Here is a 16,022-nt window from a genome sequence, read left to right as displayed (position 1 = left end):
GGGGGAGGGGGGAGGGCCCCCGGGGGCTAAGAGGCGGTGCCCCCGACCCCCCGCAGCGCCATGGACACCGCGGCCTGGGTGATGACGGCTGGGTCTTCGGCCGCGCCGAGTTCGATGCGGCGTACCGCGGCGTCGACGATGCCCTGGAGCAGCATGGCGGTCAGTCGGGGTTCCTGGTGGCCCAGTTCGCTGAGTGCTTCGACGACCATGGCGATCAGTCCGCCGTGTGCGGCGCGGATCTTCTCGCGGGCGCCCGCGTCGAGTTCGCCCGCCGAGATGGCGACGACCGCGCGGTGTCGGCGGTCACCGACCAAGGCGAGTTGCTGCCGTACGTATGCCTCGATCTTGTTCTCGGCGGTGTCGGCGGCTTCCATGGCCGCTTCGACCTCGGCGGCCCACACGGGGAAGTCGGCCGCGCACAGCTCCTCCACCACGGCCGCCCGGGACCGGAAGTACTCGTAGACGGAGGAGCGCGCGAGGCCGGTGCGCTCGGCGAGGGCGGGGAACGTCAGCGCTTCCGTACCGCCCTCGGACAGCAGGGAACGCGCGGCGTCCAGCAGGGCGCTGCGCTGCATCGTCCGGTGCTCGGCCACTGAGGCCGCTCGAATCCTGGGCACCCCACCACTCTACGGACATCGGCTCCGGCTGGGGTCAGCAGCGCCCGACATCCGCCAGCTTGGCGCGGAGCTGGAGGACCGACTTGGTGTGGATCTGGCTGACGCGGCTTTCGGTGACGCCCAGGACGTGGCCGATTTCGGCGAGGGTGAGGCCCTCGTAGTAGTAGAGGGTGACGACGGTCTTCTCCCGTTCGGGGAGGGTGTTGACGGCGCGGGCGAGGAGTCGTCGTAGTTCGCGGTCCTCGGCGATTTCGACGGGGTTTTCGGCGGCGCGGTCTTCGAGGGTGTCGACCAGGCTGAGGCGGTCGCCGCCTTCGGTGCCGACGTGGAGGAGTTCTTCGAGGGCTACGACGTTGGCGAGGGAGAGCTGGCCGAAGATGGTGTGGAGTTCCTCGACGGGGATGTCCATCTCGGTGGCGACTTCGGCTTCGGTGGGTGTGCGGTGGTAGCGCGCTTCGAGGGTCGCGTAGGCGCGTTCGACGGCACGGGCCTTCTGTCGTACGGAGCGTGGGATCCAGTCGAGCGCTCTTAGCTCGTCGATCATGGCGCCGCGGATGCGGCTGATGGCGTAGGTCTCGAACTTGATGGAGCGTTCTGGTTCGAACTTCTCGATGGCGTCGATGAGTCCGAAGATTCCGGAGGAGACGAAGTCGGCCTGTTCGACATTGGGTGGCAGGCCGACGCTCACTCGACCGGCGACGTATTTCACCAGCGGTGAGTAGTGCAGGATCAGTTGCTCGCGTAGTCGTGCCTCTCCGGTGGCCTTGTAGGACCGCCACAACTCGTCCAGTGCGGAGGGGGCGGCGGTCTGTGCGCGCGGTGGAGCTCCGCGGTCGTCGGTGGCCGCGGTCGCGCGGTCAGGCCCGGAGGTGTGCTGGGGCATGCGTCGCCTTGAGCCGTTCTGCCGTGACGTTGGGTGGGGATTCGGGTCTCCGCGAGCGTAGCGTGAGCCGGGCGTCGCGTTGTGCTACGACGTTCGGGTGAGCCTCACGCAGATACGTTCCGCCATACAGCGGGTTGGGCTGGACGTCTCTTTGCCCTTTCCTGCCCTGCCTGTTGCGTATTAAAGCGTTCTGCGGTCATTCCCCTAACCTCGCCATCGGGTCCTCCCAGGTCAAGAACCTTCTTGTCACCTGATGGTGTGTTGACCGGGTCACCGGATCCGGGGGGTGCCACTCTCTCGGGCGGCGCTGGTCAGTCGCCACCGGTTGCCGTGGCGTTCGACGAAGCCGAGGGTGCGCAGTTCGTGGAGTCGGCTGGCGGCCTGGTCCACGCCGGTTCCGGCGGCGCGGGCGATGTGTTCGGTGTCGGCCTCGCCGTGGCCGGGGAGTCCTTCGAGTACCGCGGCGGTGGCGGGGGCCAGGAGGTCTCTGGGGTGTACGGGGCCGTGGCGTTCGGGGGCGAGGTCGTCGCCGATGCTGCCGGTGAGTTCGATGATGTCGGCGGCGTCGGTGACCAGTTGGCCTTCTTCGCGCAGGAGTTGGTGGACGCCTGCTGACAGTGCGGAGGTGACTGGGCCGGGTACGCCCATGGTGATGCGGCCGAGGGCGGTGGCGCGGCGGGCGGTGATCAGTGAGCCGCTGCGCAGTTGGGCTTCGACGACGACGGTGCCGCGGGTGAGTGCGGCGATGACACGGTTGCGTTGGATGAAGCGGCTGCGGGTGGGGTGTTCGCCGGGTGGTAACTCGGCGATGATCAGGCCTTGTTGGCCGATGCGGCGGAGCAACTCGGTGTTGCCGCGCGGGTAGGGCTTGTCCACTCCGCAGGCGACGACGGCGACGGTCGCTCCCTGGGCGGCGAGTGCGCCGCGGTGTGCGGCGCTGTCGATGCCGTGTGCGGCACCGGAGATGATGGTCCAGCCTGCTTCGGCGAGGTCGGCCGCGAGGGTGGCGGCGGTGTGGGTGCCGTAGTCGCTGCAGGCGCGGGCGCCGACGATGGCGATGGAGCGCAGTGCCCAGGGGCGTAGGGCGGCGGGGCCGATGGCCCATAGTCCGATGGGGCGTTGGTCGCCGAGGTCGTTGAGTTGGCTGGGCCAGTCGGGGTCGTTGGGGCAGATGAAGCGGCCGCCGAGGGTTTCGATGGTGGCCAGGTCGTCGTCTGGGCGGGTGTGTTGGCCGCGTAGTCGGTATCCGGTGGTGCGGGTCTGGCTGATGCCGGGTAGCGGGTGTTGGGCGGTGAGCATGCGCAGGGTTTCGACGGGGCCGTGTCGGCGCAACCATCGGCCGACGGCGGGGTCGCCGGGTTCGGCGATTCTGGTGAGTGCGGCGCGGGCCCGGCGTTCTTCTGTCGGGGTGGGTTCGGTGGTCATGTGCCGCTCCCGACGGTGGCGGGGACGCCGCGGTATACGCCGGTGCGTAGTTGGAGTGCTTGGCCGACGTCGTCGTACGTGGGGCGGTCGTGTCCGGCGAGGTCGGCGACGGTCCAGGCGACGCGGAGCACTCGGTCCAGGCCGCGTGCGGTGAGCAGGCCGCGTTCCATTTCGCGTTCGACGTCGCGCATGGCTCCGGTGCGTACTCTCCAGCGGGTGCGCAGTTCGTGTCCGGGGACTTCGCTGTTGGTGGTCCAGGGCAGGTCCTGGTAGCGGGCGGCGGCTCGTTGTCTGGCTTGGTGGACGCGTTCGGCGATGTGGGCGGTGGTCTCGCCTCCGGTGCCGTGGTTGATGAGTTCGGAACGGCTGACGGCATCGACGGTGACGCGTAGGTCGACGCGGTCGAGTAGTGGGCCGGAGAGGCGGGCTTGGTAGCGGCGTACTTCGTTGGGTGTGCACTGGCATCCGCCGCCGAGGATGGCGTACCGGCCGCAGGGGCAGGGGTTGGCGGCGAAGACGAGGAGGAACTTGGCGGGCAGCCGCATGACGCCCGCGCTGCGGGCCACGACGACGTGGCCGGACTCGAGGGGTTGCCGTAGGGCTTCCAGGACTCGGGTGCTGAACTCGGGGGCTTCGTCGAGGAAGAGCACGCCGTGGTGGGCGAGGGAGACGGCTCCTGGTCTGGGCAGGCCGGTGCCGCCGCCGACGATGGAGGGCATGGTGGCGGAGTGGTGCGGGGCGCAGTAGGGGGCGGTGTCGATGTGGGGTTTGCCGGGTGGCAGGACTCCGGCGATGGAGTGGACGGCGGTGACTTCGAGGGATTGTTGCGGGGTGAGGGGTGGCAGGAGTCCGGGGAGTCGTTCGGCGAGCATGGTTTTGCCGGCGCCGGGTGGTCCGGACAGGTAGAGGTGGTGGCTGCCGGCGGCGGCGATTTCCAGGGCTTTGCGGGCGAGGGGTTGGCCTGCGACGTCGGCGAGGTCGGGCGGGTGTGCGCCGCGGGTGGTGCCCAGGCCGAGGCCGGGGCCGAGTCCTGGGATGGTGAGACCGGCGCTGATGGTGTCGGGGTGTTTGTCGTTGTGGTCGGCTTCTTCTTCGGGGATGGGTTCGTCGTTGAGCGCGGCGATGAGTTGGCGCAGGCTGCGTACGCCGAGGACGGCGATGTCGGGTACCAGGGCGGCTTCGGCGGTGGCGCGTTCGGGGACGACGACGTGGCGGTATCCGGCGTCGGCGGCGGCGAGGACGGCGGGCAGGACGCCGCGTACTGGTCGTACGCGTCCGTCGAGGCCGAGTTCGCCGATCATCATCAGGTCGGCGATGGCGGCGGGTGCGATGCGTTCGGCGGCGGCGAGGACGGCGCAGGCGACGGCCAGGTCGAAGCCGCTTCCGCTTTTGGGAACGGAGGCTGGGCTCAGGCCCACGGTGAGTTTCTTCTGCGGCCAGGTCTCGCCGCTGTTGACGAGGGCGGCGCGGACGCGGTCGCGGCTTTCGGAGAGGCTTTTGTCGGGGAGTCCGACGAGGGTGAACGCGGCTACGCCGGGTTCGAGGTCGGCCTGGACTTCGACGACCACTCCTTCGACGCCGACGAGGGCGACGGAGCAGGTGCGGGCGAATGCCATCACGCCACCCCGCGTACGTGTTCGAGGCGGCTGGCGCCGCGTGGGGGTACGAGGACGCCGATGAGGTCGATGCGGACGCCGCCTGGTGGTGGGCCGCCGTGTTGGGCGAGCCAGTGTTCGGCGAGGTGTCGTAGCCGCTGGGCTTTGGCGGGGGTGATGGCGGCCATGGGGTGTTGGTAGGCGCCGCCGGTTCTGGATTTGACCTCGCAGATGACGAGGCAGTCGCCTTCGGTGGCGACGATGTCGATCTCTCCTGCGGCGCAGCGCCAGTTGCGGGCGAGGACGGTCAGGCCGGTGTTGGTGAGTCGTTGGGCGGCGAGGTTCTCGCCGTAGCGGCCGAGGGCTGTGCGGGCGTTCATGGGTACCACCTCCGGGACCGACTGTGCCGGTTGCGGAGGCGCCCAGATGATCTTGAACGGATTCTGTGGGTTACCGGGCGGTTGTGGACAACTCCGTCACCCCTGAGGAGGAAGCCGCACCCTCGGCGGCGGCCACCGCCTGGCGTGCCGCGATCACGCGTTGAACCCGGAGTCGTCCGAGGGGAGGTCCAGGTCGCTCTTGTTGAGCTCCTCGATGTTGACGTCCTTGAACGTCAGGACCCGTACCTGCTTGACGAAGCGGGCTGGCCGGTACATGTCCCAGACCCATGCGTCGGCCATCGACACCTCGAAGAACACCTCGCCCTGGACCGAGTGCACCTGCATCTCGTAGTCGTTCGTCAGGTAGAAGCGGCGCTCGGTCTCGATCACGTATTTGAACAGCCCGACGACATCGCGGTACTCCCGGTAGAGCTTCAGCTCCATCTCGGTCTCGTACTTCTCGAGGTCCTCGGCGCTCATGGCATGTTCCCCTTCAGCGGTACGTTCCCCCGCCGACCTTCACTCGCGCTCTGTCTCCAGAAGCAGCGGCGACGGCGGAGGCCCCTCATCAAGCAGCCTACGCAGCAGCTCGGCGAGCCTGGTGGGATACACCGTCTCACGGGTGGCGAGCAGTTCCTCGCAGGTCCACCAGCGCAGTGCGCGCACGCTGCGTCGTTCCAGTTCCGTGTGGCCGCCGGTGTGCAGGTCGGTGGCGTCGGCGCGGCCCAGGTAGTACCACTCGTCCTGCTCCCAGCGCCGCCCGTCGAAGTCGAACGCGCACGAGCGCTGCCACACCACCGGCCCCAGCCGTATGGAGGTGATGCCGGTCTCCTCCGCCACCTCGCGGCGCGCCGCCTCCGGCAGGCTCTCCCCCGGCTCCACGCCGCCGCCGGGCGTGAACCACCACGTGGTGGCCGGATCGGCGGGCTCGAAGCCGTGCAGCAGCAGGATCCGGTCCGCCGGATCCAGCAGGATCACCCGGGCCGCGCGCCGCATACCGTCGACGGCGCCACCGGCGTCGGCCCCCGCGCCCGCCGTCACCGTCTCACGCCCCGACGAGCACACGTCGTCGCTCCGCGCGCCTGCGGCGGCGCCCCGCGATCGGACCGTACGCCGCGCCGCCGAGGATCAGCAGCGCGCCCGCCACGACGGCGGAGGCGATCCAGCTGATCGGACCCGGCGATGAGACCCCGCCGGGCAGGGCCGCGTAGGCGGCCGGTCGCCCGACCTGCTTGAGCTGGCCGAACGGCCAGACGACGGCGTCCACCCGGGCCGCGACCTCGCCACTGGGCACCGCCCCGTGGTCGGCGTCGGACAGGTGCACCCGGGAGTCCATCGAGACCTGGCGGTTGTCGCCGAGCATGAACAGTTGCCCGCGCGGCACGGTGGTGACCGGGACCGGCGCCTGGCCGCGCTGGAGCAGATACGGTTCGTCGAGCGGCACGCCGTTGACCGTCAGCCGACCCTGCCTGTCGCAGCAGGCGATCTTGTCGCCGCCGACACCCACGACCCGTTTGACCATCGGCTCGTTGCCCCACACGGGATCGTTGAACACCACCACGTCACCACGGTGCACCTGGTTGCCACTGACGCGCTGGGCGAGCACCCGGTCGCCGGGGTTGACGGTCGGCTGCATCGAGTCGGTCGGCACGGTGTAGGGCCGGTAGACGACCGCGCCCCAGGCGAATCCGCCCAGGAACAACAGACAGCCAACGGCCACGGCCACCCCGGACAGTACGTTGCCCAGGCGGCCGTGGCCGCGGTTCTCATGGGTATCCCGGCTGCTCATGGGCGGCACCCTACCGGGCGGTACCCGTGGTGGTCAGCAGTCCTTGCGCTGCTTTTTGACCATGCGGCGGCGCCGCAGCAGCACCAGCGGAAGCGCTCCGGCCAGTCCGCCCGCGGCCGGGATGGCACCGGCGGCGGCGTTGATGCCGGGCTGGTCGAACGTCGACGGGATCGGCAGCGTGCTCCACCGGGTGACCGGCCAGGCGACCACGATCGCGCGGCCGACGACCTGGTTGACCGAGACCGTGCCGCCGCCGGGCAGCATCTGGTGGTAGCGGGAGTCCAGCGAGTCCTGCCGGTGGTCGCCCATCACCCAGATGCGGTTCGGCGGGATCTTGATCGGGCCGAACGGCTTGTCACCGCAAGGGGTGTTGCCGGGGAAGATGTACGGCTCGTCCAGCGCCTTGCCGTTGACGGTCACCGGTCCGGTGCCCTTGCACTCGACGGTGTCGCCGCCGACCGCGATGACCCGCTTGATCAGGTCCTTCTCCTCGGCGGACGGCATCAGTCCGATGAAGCTGAGCACCTTCTGGATGCCGGAGGTCACCGGGTTGGTGGGCCCCGGCGGGTTCTCCTCGAGCCAGCCGCCCGGGTCGTGGAAGACCACCACCTCGCCGCGCGAGGGCTGCGAGCCGAACCACGGAGTGAGCTTGTCGACCAGTACCCGGTCGCCGACCTGCAGCGTGTTCTGCATCGACTGCGACGGGATGGAGAACGCCTGGACCAGGAAGGTCTTGATGATGAGGGCCAGGACCAGGGCGATGCCGATGAGGATCGGCAGCTCCTTCCAGAACGAGCGCGGCTTCTTCGACTCGCCCGCACCCGCCCGGCCGCCGGGGCCGCGCTTGCCCCAGACCGTCCAGCGGCTGCCGGAGCCACCGGAGCCCGCGCCGTCCTGTTCGAACCGCCGGGTACCGTCCGCGTCAGGGGACTTGCCGAGATTCACCGCCGTCGCCTCTTCCTCGGCGGCGCCGACCGGTGGGCCCTGCCCTTCGGGCTCGCCGGGTCCGGACCGTGCGCCGACCACCAGGTCCCCCACTTCCACTCCTCACTCCGCGCCACGGCCTGCTCCGCGCGCGACGCAGGCCCACCACTCCCATAACGAGCGGAAGTTCCGCAGGAGTCGGGAGTTGGACCATTCCTTGCCGATTATTGGCCTTCCCCAGGGCGGTGGCCGCATCCGCGCCCGGGTTGGGCACCGATGCGAACGTCCCTGGTTCCGGCAGGGTCCGCCAGTGCGAGAAGGGCCAGGCGATCACGAACGCCCTGCCCACCACCTGGCTCTCGGCGACCGTACCGCCTCCGGGCTCGTCCATGTGGTAGCGCGAGTCGGCCGAGTCGCTTCGGTGGTCGCCCATCACCCACAGCCGCCCGGCCGGGACGGTGAGGCTGAACTTGATCTGCGACGGCGGGTTGCCCGGCTTCAGGTACGGCTCGTCCAGCGCCTTGCCGTTGACGGTGACCCGGCCCTGGACGTCGCAGCAGGCGACCTTGTCGCCGCCGACCGCGATCACCCGCTTGATCAGGTCCTGCTCGTTCGCCGCCGGAAGCAGACCGATGAAGGTGAAGAACTCCTTGATCTGCTTGACACCCTCCGGGTCCGGCTTCGGTTTGGGCTCACCGTCCAGCCAGTGCCCGGGGTCCTTGAACACCACCACGTCGCCGCGCTGCGGCGTCGAACCGAACCACGGGGTGAGCTTGTCGACCAGCACCCGGTCGCCGATCCGGATGGTGTCCTCCATCGATCCGGAGGGGATCACGAAGGCCTGCACCAGGAAGGTCTTGAGGACCAGCGCGATCAGCAGCGCCACTCCGATCAGGATCGGTACCTCCCGTACCGCCGACCGGCGCCGCCGCCGCTTGACCCGCTGGGCGGCCCGCCGCCGCTCCGCCCGCCCCGGCGGCCTGTCGGCCGCCGCCGTGGCCGCGCCCGCACGGTGGCCGTTGCGCGGGCGTCCCCGGTTACCCATGCCCACCGCCGGTGGCCGGGTGAGCGGGCGGCGGTACGTGGGCGAAGCCCGCCGGGCGGCGCAGGGTGCGCATGTGGTCGAACGGCCAGCCGATCCAGTCGGCGCGTCCGATCACCTCGTCCACCGGGACGGTGCCGCCGCCGGGGTCGCCGAGGTGGTCACGGGAGTCCCGCGAGTCACTGCGGTGGTCGCCCATCACCCAGAGCCTTCCCGGCGGCACGACGATGTCGAACGGGATCCGGGAGGGCCCGTCGCCCGGGTAGAGGTAGTCCTCCGTGACGGGCTGCCCGTTCACCATGATCCTGCCCTGCTTGTCGCAGCATGTGACGCGGTCGCCGCCGATCCCGACCACGCGCTTGACGTAGTCCGTCTCGTCCGGCTGCGCCAGCCCGGTCGCGCTGCCCACGGTGCGCAGCAGGTGGGTGAGCGGGTTGCTCGGGGGCGGGTCCGGCACGAAGGAGCCGGTGCCGTTGAAGACGATCACGTCGCCGCGCCGCGGCTGATTGCCGAAACGGTACGCCAGTTTGTTGACCACGACGCGGTCGCCGACCTTCAGGGTGTTCTCCATCGATCCGCTGGGGATCAGGAACGGCTGTACCAAGAAGGCGTTGACCAGGCCGAGCGTGCCCAGGCACAGGACGCCTAGCAGCGCCACCTCCTGCCACAGGCTCAGGTCCTGCCACCAGCCGTGGACGGCGCGCAGCCGGGCGCGGGCGCCGCGCGGCCCGGGAACGGCGAAGCGCGACCGCCCGATCCGCCCCCGGGGGGCTGATGAGCGGTCGCGCTCCACGTCAGGTTGTGCTTCGGTGTCCATCGGGCGCAGAGCCTATCCGGCCCGGCTGTGCCCGCTGGCCCGAGTCACCGCGGCCGGATCGGGCGGCAGCGCGATCCGGCGCGGCGGGCGCGAGGCTCAGCTCTCGCGCTTCTCCTTGATCTTGGCGGCCTTGCCGCGCAGCTCGCGCAGGTAGTACAGCTTGGCGCGGCGGACGTCACCGCGGGTCACGACCTCGATCTTCTCGACGATCGGGGTGTGCACGGGGAAGGTGCGCTCCACGCCGACGCTGAAGCTGACCTTGCGGACGGTGAAGGTCTCGCGGACGCCGGAGCCCTGGCGGCGGATGACCACGCCCTTGAACTGCTGGACACGGGAGCGGTTGCCCTCGATGACGCGGACGTGCACGTTGACCGTGTCACCCGGGCGGAAGGCGGGGATGTCCGAGCGCTTGGATGCGGCGTCGACGACGTCGAGCAGGTGCGACATGATTGTCTGCTTTCTTCGCTGATGCCACAGGTCATCAGCGGGTTCCGGAGATGAGGATCGAAGGTGCCGCTTTGCCGTCCGGGCGTCGTTCCCCCTGTGGCAGGGGCGCACGGCGGGCGTACAGCAGCGGCCTATTCTTCCACGGGCCCGCCCGGTCGCCCAAATCGTCCGTCCGGGCCCTGCGTCCAGCCCAGTTCCGCCAGCAGCGCGCGGTCGTGCTTGTCCAAGGCGGCGGGGTCGCAGCGCTCGATCAGGTCGGGGCGCAGGGCGCTGGTCCTGCGGAACGCCTGGTCGCGCCGCCACCGTGCGATCTTGCCGTGGTGGCCGCTGAGCAGTACCTCGGGGATGTCGCGGTCCCGCCAGACCGGGGGCTTGGTGTAGACGGGGCCTTCCAGCAGGTCGGCCATGGCGCCGGGGGCGAAGGAGTCGTCGCGGTGCGATTCGGCGTTGCCCAGCACGCCGGGCAGCAGCCGGGCCACCGCCTCGGTGATGACCAGGACCGCGGCCTCACCACCGGCGAGTACGTAGTCGCCGATGGAGACCTCGTGCACCTCCCACCGCTCGGCGTAGGCGTCGACGACCCGGCGGTCGATGCCCTCGTAGCGGGCGGGGGTGAAGACCAGCCAGGGCTTGGCCGACAGTTCCACGGCGAGCCGCTGGGTGAACGGCCGTCCGCTGGGCGTCGGCACCACCATCACCGGCGCGGTGCCCTGCGGCCCGGAGGCCTCGATGGCGTCCAGCGCCTCGCCCCACGGCTCCGGCTTCATGACCATGCCGGGCCCGCCGCCGTAGGGCGTGTCGTCCACGGTGTGGTGGCGGTCGTGCGTCCACTGCCGCAGGTCGTGTACGCGTACGTCCAGTTGGCCGCGGGCGCGTGCCTTGCCGACGAGCGAGACGTTCAGCGGTTCGAGGTACTCGGGGAAGATCGTGACGACGTCGATCCGCATCAGGGCTGTTCCCGCTCCCGCGTGCTGGCGGTCTCCGCCTCGCGCTCGTCCAGCAGGCCGGGCGGCGGGGTGATGACGGCGACCTGCCGTTCCAGGTCGATGTCGGGGACGATGTCGCTGACGAACGGGATCAGCACCTCGCTGCCGTCCGGGCGTTCGACGACCAGCAGGTCCTGGTAGGGCAGGTGGGTGATCTCGGTGATCCGGCCGACGGCGGTGCCGTCCTCGGTGACCACGTCGAGGTCGATCAGCTGGTGGTCGTAGAACTCCTCGGGGTCCTCCGGCGTCTCCTCGGGGTCGACCTCGGCGATCAGCAGTGTGTTGCGCAGGGCCTCGGCGCCGTTGCGGTCGTTGACGCCGGTGAAGCGCAGCAGCAGCCGTCCGCTGTGCACGCGGCCGGTTTCGATGGTCAGCGGGCCCGCGGACGCCGGGTCGGTGGCGAGCACGGCGCCCGGCGCGAGCCGCAGCTCGGGCTCGTCGGTGCGCACCTCGATCGTGACCTCGCCCTTGATGCCGTGGGCGCGGCCGATCCGGCCGACTACGAGCTGCACGGGTTCACCTCCCGGTGAGGGGTTCGGGGTTTTCTCGCGGGGGCGGCGCCCCCACTCCCCCACCTGCCGGTGAGGGGTACGGGACTTCTGGCGGGAGCGGTGGCCGGCTCGCGTTTCCCATTCTCAATCCGAACGGCTCGGGCCGGGGCGGCCGTAGCCGTCCCGGCCCGAGCCGGTGTTGGGGGTGCCGGGGGCGCGCCGCCCCCGGGCACGAGCCCGGTCCTGCTCAGCGCACCTGGTCCACGTCGACGAGGTCGACGCGGACACCGCGCCCGCCGAGGGCACCGACGACGGTACGCAGCGCACGGGCGGTCCGGCCGTTGCGGCCGATCACCTTGCCGAGGTCGTCCGGATGCACCCGGACCTCCAGCACGCGCCCGCGGCGCAGGTTGCGCGAGGCGACCTGCACGTCGTCCGGGTTGTCGACGATGCCCTTCACGAGGTGCTCAAGAGCCTCCTCAAGCATGCTCAGGACTCGGTCGACTCGGCGGTGGCCTCGGCCTCAGTGGCCTCGTCCGCCTTCTTCTCGGCCTTCTTCGCCTTGGGGGTGATCGCCTCACCCTTCGGCTCGTCCGCGGCCTCCTTGGCGGCGGCCTCGAAGAGGGCGCGCTTGTCGGCCTTCGGCTCGGCGACGAGCAGCGGGGCCGGGGCGGGCTCGCCCTTGAACTTCTGCCAGTCGCCGGTCTTCTTCAAGATGGCGAGGACCGGCTCGGTCGGCTGGGCGCCGACGCCGAGCCAGTACTGCACGCGCTCGCTGTCGACCTGGATCAGCGAGGGGTTCTGCACCGGCTGGTACAGGCCGATCTCCTCGATGGCCCGGCCGTCACGGCGGGTACGGGAGTCGGCGACGACGATGCGGTAGTGAGGCGAACGGATCTTGCCCAGACGCTTCAGCTTGATCTTGACTGCCACGGGAGTGGGTTCTCCTGGTATTGACGTGGTTGGGCAGCGCGGATCGCCACGTGGGGTTGTGGGAGCCGGTCGCCCGACGGACGCGTCAGCCGAAGGAGAGAGGGGTCCTGCACGGCTGCCGAGTGCTCAGCGGACCATTCTGCCACACCGCGCCGCCACGCCGTGCCGCCGCCTCCCGTCCGACGGCCACCGCGCTTGAGGTCGCCTCACGCCGCGCCGACCACCTCCGGGATGCGGAACGGCTGACCGCACGCGCCGCACATGATCGGTGCCTGCTCCAGCACGGAGGGGACGACCCGCACGTTGCGCCCGCAGTCGCAGACGGCCTTGACGCGCACGCCGCCGCCGGACGAGCCGTGCCGGGCGGCCGGGCCGCGGAAGGAGCGGCTGGTGTCGGAGGCGGTCGCCGCGCTGTGCGCCTTCAGCGCGCGCTGCAGCCGCTCGATCGTCGGCCGGTAGCGCTTCTTGGTCTCCGGGCGCATCACGACCAGCGAGAAGCCGCTGCTGGGATGCGGCTCCTCGGAGTGGTCCAGGCCCAGTTCGTCGGCGATCGCCAGGAACCGGCGGTTGTGGTAGCGGCCCGCGCGCGAGGTGTCACGTACGCCGCGGGCGGCGGCGATGCCGTGCACGGCCTCGTGCAGCAGGCGTTCGAAGGAGAGCTCGGTGCCGCAGGCGGACGAGGACTCTCCGATCAGGGACTCGGGGGCGGCCAGATCCGGCAGCTCGGGGTGGTGCCGTTGGATGTCGGCCCACGCGACTGCCAGCTCGGCGGCGAGAACTGGTGGTGTCGTGCTCACGTCGTGACAACGAGTAGAGATGCCGCTGTGTTCCGATTCCGGGGCCATCCCAAATAATTTGCACGTACTCGTCAGTTCGGGCTCATGCATCCGACTGAGGGCGGGTGCGGACGTCTGTGGATGAGCTGTGCGTCCCTGGAACAAGCCGGGGCGTACCCCCGCGTCGCCGCCGGGGATCGCTCCCCGGGGACATCGCGGTGGTACGCCCCGTTTTGTGGCTCGCTGTTGTGTTGCGTTCGCGGTCCCGTGTGGTCGGTACGGGACCGGCGGCGGCTCGGCTCAGTACGCCCGGGCCACCAGGGCGACGGTACCGGGTGCGTCGTCGGATTGCGGCACCGACCCGTCCTCTCCCACCAGGCAGCGCACGGTGACGCTCTGCTCGGCCAGCTTGGCCTCGCCCTCCGGGCCGAGCTTGTCCCACGGGATGCGGGCCCAGCCGGTCTGCGCCGCCTCGGCGGCCTCGTCGATGGTGGCCACGTCCGCGGTGCGGGCCTCGCGCCGCTCGCGGGACTGGCGCAGCAGCAGCGCCTGGTCCTCCTCGAGCACCTTCGGCAGCAGCGCGGCGAGCGCGTCGATGGCCACCGGCTCCTTGCCGCCGGGGATGCGGCGGGCCAGCATCGCGGTGCCGCTCTCCAGGTCGCGCGGGCCGACCTCGATGCGCACGGGTACGCCCTTGAGCTCCCAGTCCACGGCGCGGCGGCCGAAGGGGGTGTCGGTACGGTCGTCCACCCGCACCCGGATCCCCGCGGCCTTGAGCTGGTCGCCGATCTCACGGACCTTGGCGATCACCGCGTCGTCGCCCTTGATGGCGAGCACCACGGCCTGGACCGGGGCCAGCCGCGGCGGGACGCGCAGCCCGTTGTCGTCGCCGTGCGACATGATCAGGCCGCCGACCATGCGGGTCGACACGCCCCAGGAGGTCTGCCAGACCAGTTCCTGCGTACCGTCCTTGGACAGGTACTGGGTCTCGAAGGCGCGGGCGAAGTTCTGGCCCAGCTCGTGGCTGGTGCCCATCTGCAGGGCCTTGCCGTCACCCATCATCGCCTCAAGGGTGAGGGTGTTGATCGCGCCCGCGAACCGCTCCTTGGCGGTCTTGCGGCCCAGGACCACGTCGATGGCGAGGACGTTGGTCATGAAGTCGCCGTAGACGTCGCGGTGGATGCGGGCGGCGTAGTCGCGGGCGTCCTCGTAGCTGGCGTGCGCGGTGTGCCCCTCCTGCCACAGGAACTCGGTGGTGCGCAAGAAGACCCGCGGGCGCATCTCCCAACGCACCACGTTCGCCCACTGGTTGACCAGCAGCGGCAGGTCGCGGTAGCTCTGCACCCACTTGGAGAAGTACTCGTTGATGATCGTCTCGGAGGTGGGCCGGACGACCACGGGCTCCTCGAGGTCCTTGCCGCCCGCGTGGGTGACCACGGCCAGCTCGGGGGCGAAGCCCTCGACGTGCTCGGCCTCCTTGGTCAGGTAGGACTGCGGGATGAACAGCGGGAAGTACGCGTTGTCCGCGCCCGCGTCCTTGATCCGCGCGTCCATCTCCTGCTGCATCCGCTCCCACAGCCCGTACCCGTACGGTCGGATGACCATGGTGCCGCGCACCGGGCCGTTGTCGGCCAGCTCGGCCTTGTTGATCAAGTCCTGGTACCAGCGGGGGAAGTCGTCCGCCTGGGGGGTGAGAACGGGAGCCTTTGCCATGGCGCAGATCGTACGGGCAGGGCGCGTCCGAGCGTGAATCGGCCGGGCCTCCCGGCCCGCGCCCGGCGCCGCGCGCGGGCGTCCGGGTACGGCGAAGGGGGGCGCACGGAGGGCGCGTTCAAACGCTCCTGCGTAGCCTCTGGACTACGGACGGGAAGCGGAGTTCCCTGGGCTTGCGGGGGGTCTCGCGCACGACGTGAGGCGCAGACGGGGGCACTCGACGACGACTCGCTGGAATGAGGCCGCTGGATGACACCCATGCTCGTTTCCTCCGCGCCCGGGCTGAGCGCACGGCCGGAGCGTTCCGATGGCGGCGCGCGTGACTGGGCGGAGATCCAGGAGCGGATGCTGGTGCCGCTGTACGAGGCCGTGTACGAGCGGCTGGAGGTGGGGCCGGTCACCCGGCTGCTGGGGATCGGCTGTGGTGCGGGGCTCGCGCTGCTGATGGCGGCGGCCCGCGGTGCGGTGGTGACCGGGGTGGACCGGGACGGGCGGCGGCTGGCGCTGGCCCGCGAGCGGCTGCTGCCCGCACCGCAGTGGGGTGCGCGGCGGTCCGCCTGCGGGCGGGCGCGGCTGGTGCTGGGCGGCCCTGAGGGCGCGGCGGTGCGCGACGGGGCGGCGTTCACGGTGGTGACGGCGTTCGATCCGACGCTGCCCGGCGAGTGGCTGGTGCCCGCGCTTCGGGCGGCGGCCGACCTGGCGCAGCGGGGGGCGGCTGTGGTGCTGGCCGGTTGGGGCCCGCCCGAGCGGTGTGCGACGGGGCGGGTGCTGCGGGTCGCGGAACGGCTGGCCGGACTGGCGGAGCCGGTGCGGGTGAGCGTACGCGACGGCCTGGAGGAGACCGCGCGCGCGGCGGGGCTGCGGCTGGACGGTTCGGGGCGGGTGGCGTGCCCCTTCGGCTACCCGGACATGGACAGCGCGGTGCGCGGTCTGGTGTCGACGGGCCTGTTCGACGCGGCCCTCGAGGCCACCGACCGCACCCAGGTGGACAAGGAGCTGACCGAGGCCCTCCATCCCTACCGCCGCCCCGACGGCACGGTGCGGATGGAGAACGTCTTCCGGTACGTCCTGGCCCGGACGTGAGGTCACGAGGCGCGATGGCCGTCACGGCGCCGCGCTGGTTCCGCTCTCCGCCGCGACGGCGAGCCACCACAGCGCCGGAGCCCGGCGCTGCCGAACCATCAGCGACCCGCGAACGCCACCC

At 70.9% G+C, this 16,022-nt stretch carries 19 protein-coding genes; 1 reads left to right on the top strand and 18 read right to left on the bottom strand.

The annotated features are described in order from the left end of the window. Positions 1 to 26: 26 nt before the first annotated feature. From NON19_RS29800 to proS, 18 genes are all read right to left on the bottom strand, one after another. Positions 27 to 593 carry a TetR/AcrR family transcriptional regulator gene (locus tag NON19_RS29800; RefSeq protein ID WP_255932271.1) on the bottom strand — a complete coding sequence of 189 codons (567 nt, stop codon included), beginning with the start codon at positions 591 to 593 and terminating at the stop codon, positions 27 to 29. A 58-nt stretch (positions 594 to 651) separates the two neighbouring features. Then, on the bottom strand, positions 652 to 1,500 hold the full coding sequence (whiG, locus tag NON19_RS29795; RefSeq protein WP_255932264.1) for an RNA polymerase sigma factor WhiG: 849 nt from the start codon (positions 1,498 to 1,500) through the stop codon (positions 652 to 654). Positions 1,501 to 1,770: 270 nt separating this feature from the next. Further along, complete coding sequence (gene dprA, locus NON19_RS29790; protein ID WP_255932263.1) at positions 1,771 to 2,925, bottom strand: DNA-processing protein DprA; 1,155 nt, start codon at positions 2,923 to 2,925, stop codon at positions 1,771 to 1,773. After that, positions 2,922 to 4,541, bottom strand: a complete 1,620-nt coding sequence (locus NON19_RS29785; RefSeq protein WP_255932262.1) for a YifB family Mg chelatase-like AAA ATPase — start codon at positions 4,539 to 4,541, stop codon at positions 2,922 to 2,924. The genes dprA and NON19_RS29785 overlap by 4 nt, the downstream gene beginning before the upstream one ends. Continuing rightward, positions 4,541 to 4,900, bottom strand: a complete 360-nt coding sequence (locus NON19_RS29780) for a YraN family protein (RefSeq protein ID WP_255932261.1) — start codon at positions 4,898 to 4,900, stop codon at positions 4,541 to 4,543. Before NON19_RS29780 ends, NON19_RS29785 begins: the two co-directional genes overlap by 1 nt. 153 nt (positions 4,901 to 5,053) lie before the next feature. Continuing rightward, positions 5,054 to 5,380 (bottom strand): DUF2469 domain-containing protein, encoded by a 327-nt coding sequence (locus tag NON19_RS29775; protein ID WP_255932260.1) that lies wholly within the window; start codon positions 5,378 to 5,380, stop codon positions 5,054 to 5,056. A gap of 39 nt (positions 5,381 to 5,419) precedes the next feature. Continuing rightward, positions 5,420 to 5,896, bottom strand: a complete 477-nt coding sequence (locus NON19_RS29770) for an NUDIX hydrolase (protein ID WP_255932270.1) — start codon at positions 5,894 to 5,896, stop codon at positions 5,420 to 5,422. 49 nt (positions 5,897 to 5,945) lie between these two features. Beyond that, positions 5,946 to 6,689 carry a signal peptidase I gene (lepB, locus tag NON19_RS29765; protein WP_255932259.1) on the bottom strand — a complete coding sequence of 248 codons (744 nt, stop codon included), beginning with the start codon at positions 6,687 to 6,689 and terminating at the stop codon, positions 5,946 to 5,948. A gap of 33 nt (positions 6,690 to 6,722) precedes the next feature. Continuing rightward, positions 6,723 to 7,718 (bottom strand): signal peptidase I, encoded by a 996-nt coding sequence (gene lepB / locus NON19_RS29760; RefSeq protein WP_372514344.1) that lies wholly within the window; start codon positions 7,716 to 7,718, stop codon positions 6,723 to 6,725. Continuing rightward, positions 7,612 to 8,658 (bottom strand): signal peptidase I, encoded by a 1,047-nt coding sequence (lepB, locus tag NON19_RS29755; protein WP_255932257.1) that lies wholly within the window; start codon positions 8,656 to 8,658, stop codon positions 7,612 to 7,614. Before lepB (NON19_RS29755) ends, lepB (NON19_RS29760) begins: the two co-directional genes overlap by 107 nt. Continuing rightward, positions 8,651 to 9,472: a signal peptidase I gene (lepB, locus tag NON19_RS29750; protein WP_255932256.1), complete on the bottom strand. Its 822-nt coding sequence runs from the start codon at positions 9,470 to 9,472 to the stop codon at positions 8,651 to 8,653. Before lepB (NON19_RS29750) ends, lepB (NON19_RS29755) begins: the two co-directional genes overlap by 8 nt. A gap of 96 nt (positions 9,473 to 9,568) precedes the next feature. Then, a complete protein-coding gene (rplS, locus tag NON19_RS29745) occupies positions 9,569 to 9,919 on the bottom strand; it encodes a 50S ribosomal protein L19 (RefSeq protein WP_255932255.1) in 351 nt (116 codons plus the stop codon). Positions 9,920 to 10,050: 131 nt separating this feature from the next. Next, on the bottom strand, positions 10,051 to 10,866 hold the full coding sequence (trmD, locus tag NON19_RS29740) for a tRNA (guanosine(37)-N1)-methyltransferase TrmD (protein ID WP_255932254.1): 816 nt from the start codon (positions 10,864 to 10,866) through the stop codon (positions 10,051 to 10,053). Further along, positions 10,866 to 11,417, bottom strand: coding sequence for a ribosome maturation factor RimM (gene rimM, locus NON19_RS29735; protein WP_255932253.1), 552 nt, complete (start codon positions 11,415 to 11,417; stop codon positions 10,866 to 10,868). Before rimM ends, trmD begins: the two co-directional genes overlap by 1 nt. Before the next feature lie 226 nt (positions 11,418 to 11,643). Further along, positions 11,644 to 11,883, bottom strand: coding sequence for an RNA-binding protein (locus NON19_RS29730; protein WP_255932252.1), 240 nt, complete (start codon positions 11,881 to 11,883; stop codon positions 11,644 to 11,646). A 2-nt stretch (positions 11,884 to 11,885) separates the two neighbouring features. Beyond that, a complete protein-coding gene (rpsP, locus tag NON19_RS29725; RefSeq protein WP_255932251.1) occupies positions 11,886 to 12,329 on the bottom strand; it encodes a 30S ribosomal protein S16 in 444 nt (147 codons plus the stop codon). 206 nt (positions 12,330 to 12,535) lie between these two features. Then, on the bottom strand, positions 12,536 to 13,126 hold the full coding sequence (locus tag NON19_RS29720) for a hypothetical protein (protein ID WP_255932250.1): 591 nt from the start codon (positions 13,124 to 13,126) through the stop codon (positions 12,536 to 12,538). Between the two features lie 279 nt (positions 13,127 to 13,405). Beyond that, positions 13,406 to 14,818, bottom strand: a complete 1,413-nt coding sequence (proS, locus tag NON19_RS29715) for a proline--tRNA ligase (protein WP_255932249.1) — start codon at positions 14,816 to 14,818, stop codon at positions 13,406 to 13,408. A 249-nt stretch (positions 14,819 to 15,067) separates the two neighbouring features. Between proS and NON19_RS29710 the strand changes: the two genes are divergently transcribed. Next, the gene (locus NON19_RS29710; protein ID WP_372514341.1) at positions 15,068 to 15,901 is read left to right on the top strand and encodes an SAM-dependent methyltransferase; all 834 of its coding nucleotides are present in this window, start codon (positions 15,068 to 15,070) and stop codon (positions 15,899 to 15,901) included. Positions 15,902 to 16,022: the final 121 nt, after the last annotated feature.

The organism is Streptantibioticus rubrisoli, assembly GCF_024436055.1.
GTDB lineage: Bacteria > Actinomycetota > Actinomycetes > Streptomycetales > Streptomycetaceae > Streptantibioticus_A > Streptantibioticus_A rubrisoli.
The sequence above is the reverse complement of the archived record's forward strand: the minus strand, read 5'-3'. Positions and strand labels throughout refer to the sequence as shown.

Coding starts and splice junctions, on each gene's coding strand:
- whiG (WP_255932264.1), bottom strand. CDS start 1,500: ATGCCCCAGCACACCTCCGGGCCTGACCGCGCGACCGCGGCCACCGAC.
- dprA (WP_255932263.1), bottom strand. CDS start 2,925: ATGACCACCGAACCCACCCCGACAGAAGAACGCCGGGCCCGCGCCGCA.
- NON19_RS29785 (WP_255932262.1), bottom strand. CDS start 4,541: ATGGCATTCGCCCGCACCTGCTCCGTCGCCCTCGTCGGCGTCGAAGGA.
- NON19_RS29780 (WP_255932261.1), bottom strand. CDS start 4,900: ATGAACGCCCGCACAGCCCTCGGCCGCTACGGCGAGAACCTCGCCGCC.
- NON19_RS29775 (WP_255932260.1), bottom strand. CDS start 5,380: ATGAGCGCCGAGGACCTCGAGAAGTACGAGACCGAGATGGAGCTGAAG.
- NON19_RS29770 (WP_255932270.1), bottom strand. CDS start 5,896: ATGCGGCGCGCGGCCCGGGTGATCCTGCTGGATCCGGCGGACCGGATC.
- lepB (WP_255932259.1), bottom strand. CDS start 6,689: ATGAGCAGCCGGGATACCCATGAGAACCGCGGCCACGGCCGCCTGGGC.
- lepB (WP_255932257.1), bottom strand. CDS start 8,658: ATGGGTAACCGGGGACGCCCGCGCAACGGCCACCGTGCGGGCGCGGCC.
- lepB (WP_255932256.1), bottom strand. CDS start 9,472: ATGGACACCGAAGCACAACCTGACGTGGAGCGCGACCGCTCATCAGCC.
- rplS (WP_255932255.1), bottom strand. CDS start 9,919: ATGTCGCACCTGCTCGACGTCGTCGACGCCGCATCCAAGCGCTCGGAC.
- trmD (WP_255932254.1), bottom strand. CDS start 10,866: ATGCGGATCGACGTCGTCACGATCTTCCCCGAGTACCTCGAACCGCTG.
- NON19_RS29730 (WP_255932252.1), bottom strand. CDS start 11,883: ATGCTTGAGGAGGCTCTTGAGCACCTCGTGAAGGGCATCGTCGACAAC.
- proS (WP_255932249.1), bottom strand. CDS start 14,818: ATGGCAAAGGCTCCCGTTCTCACCCCCCAGGCGGACGACTTCCCCCGC.
- NON19_RS29710 (WP_372514341.1), top strand. CDS start 15,068: ATGACACCCATGCTCGTTTCCTCCGCGCCCGGGCTGAGCGCACGGCCG.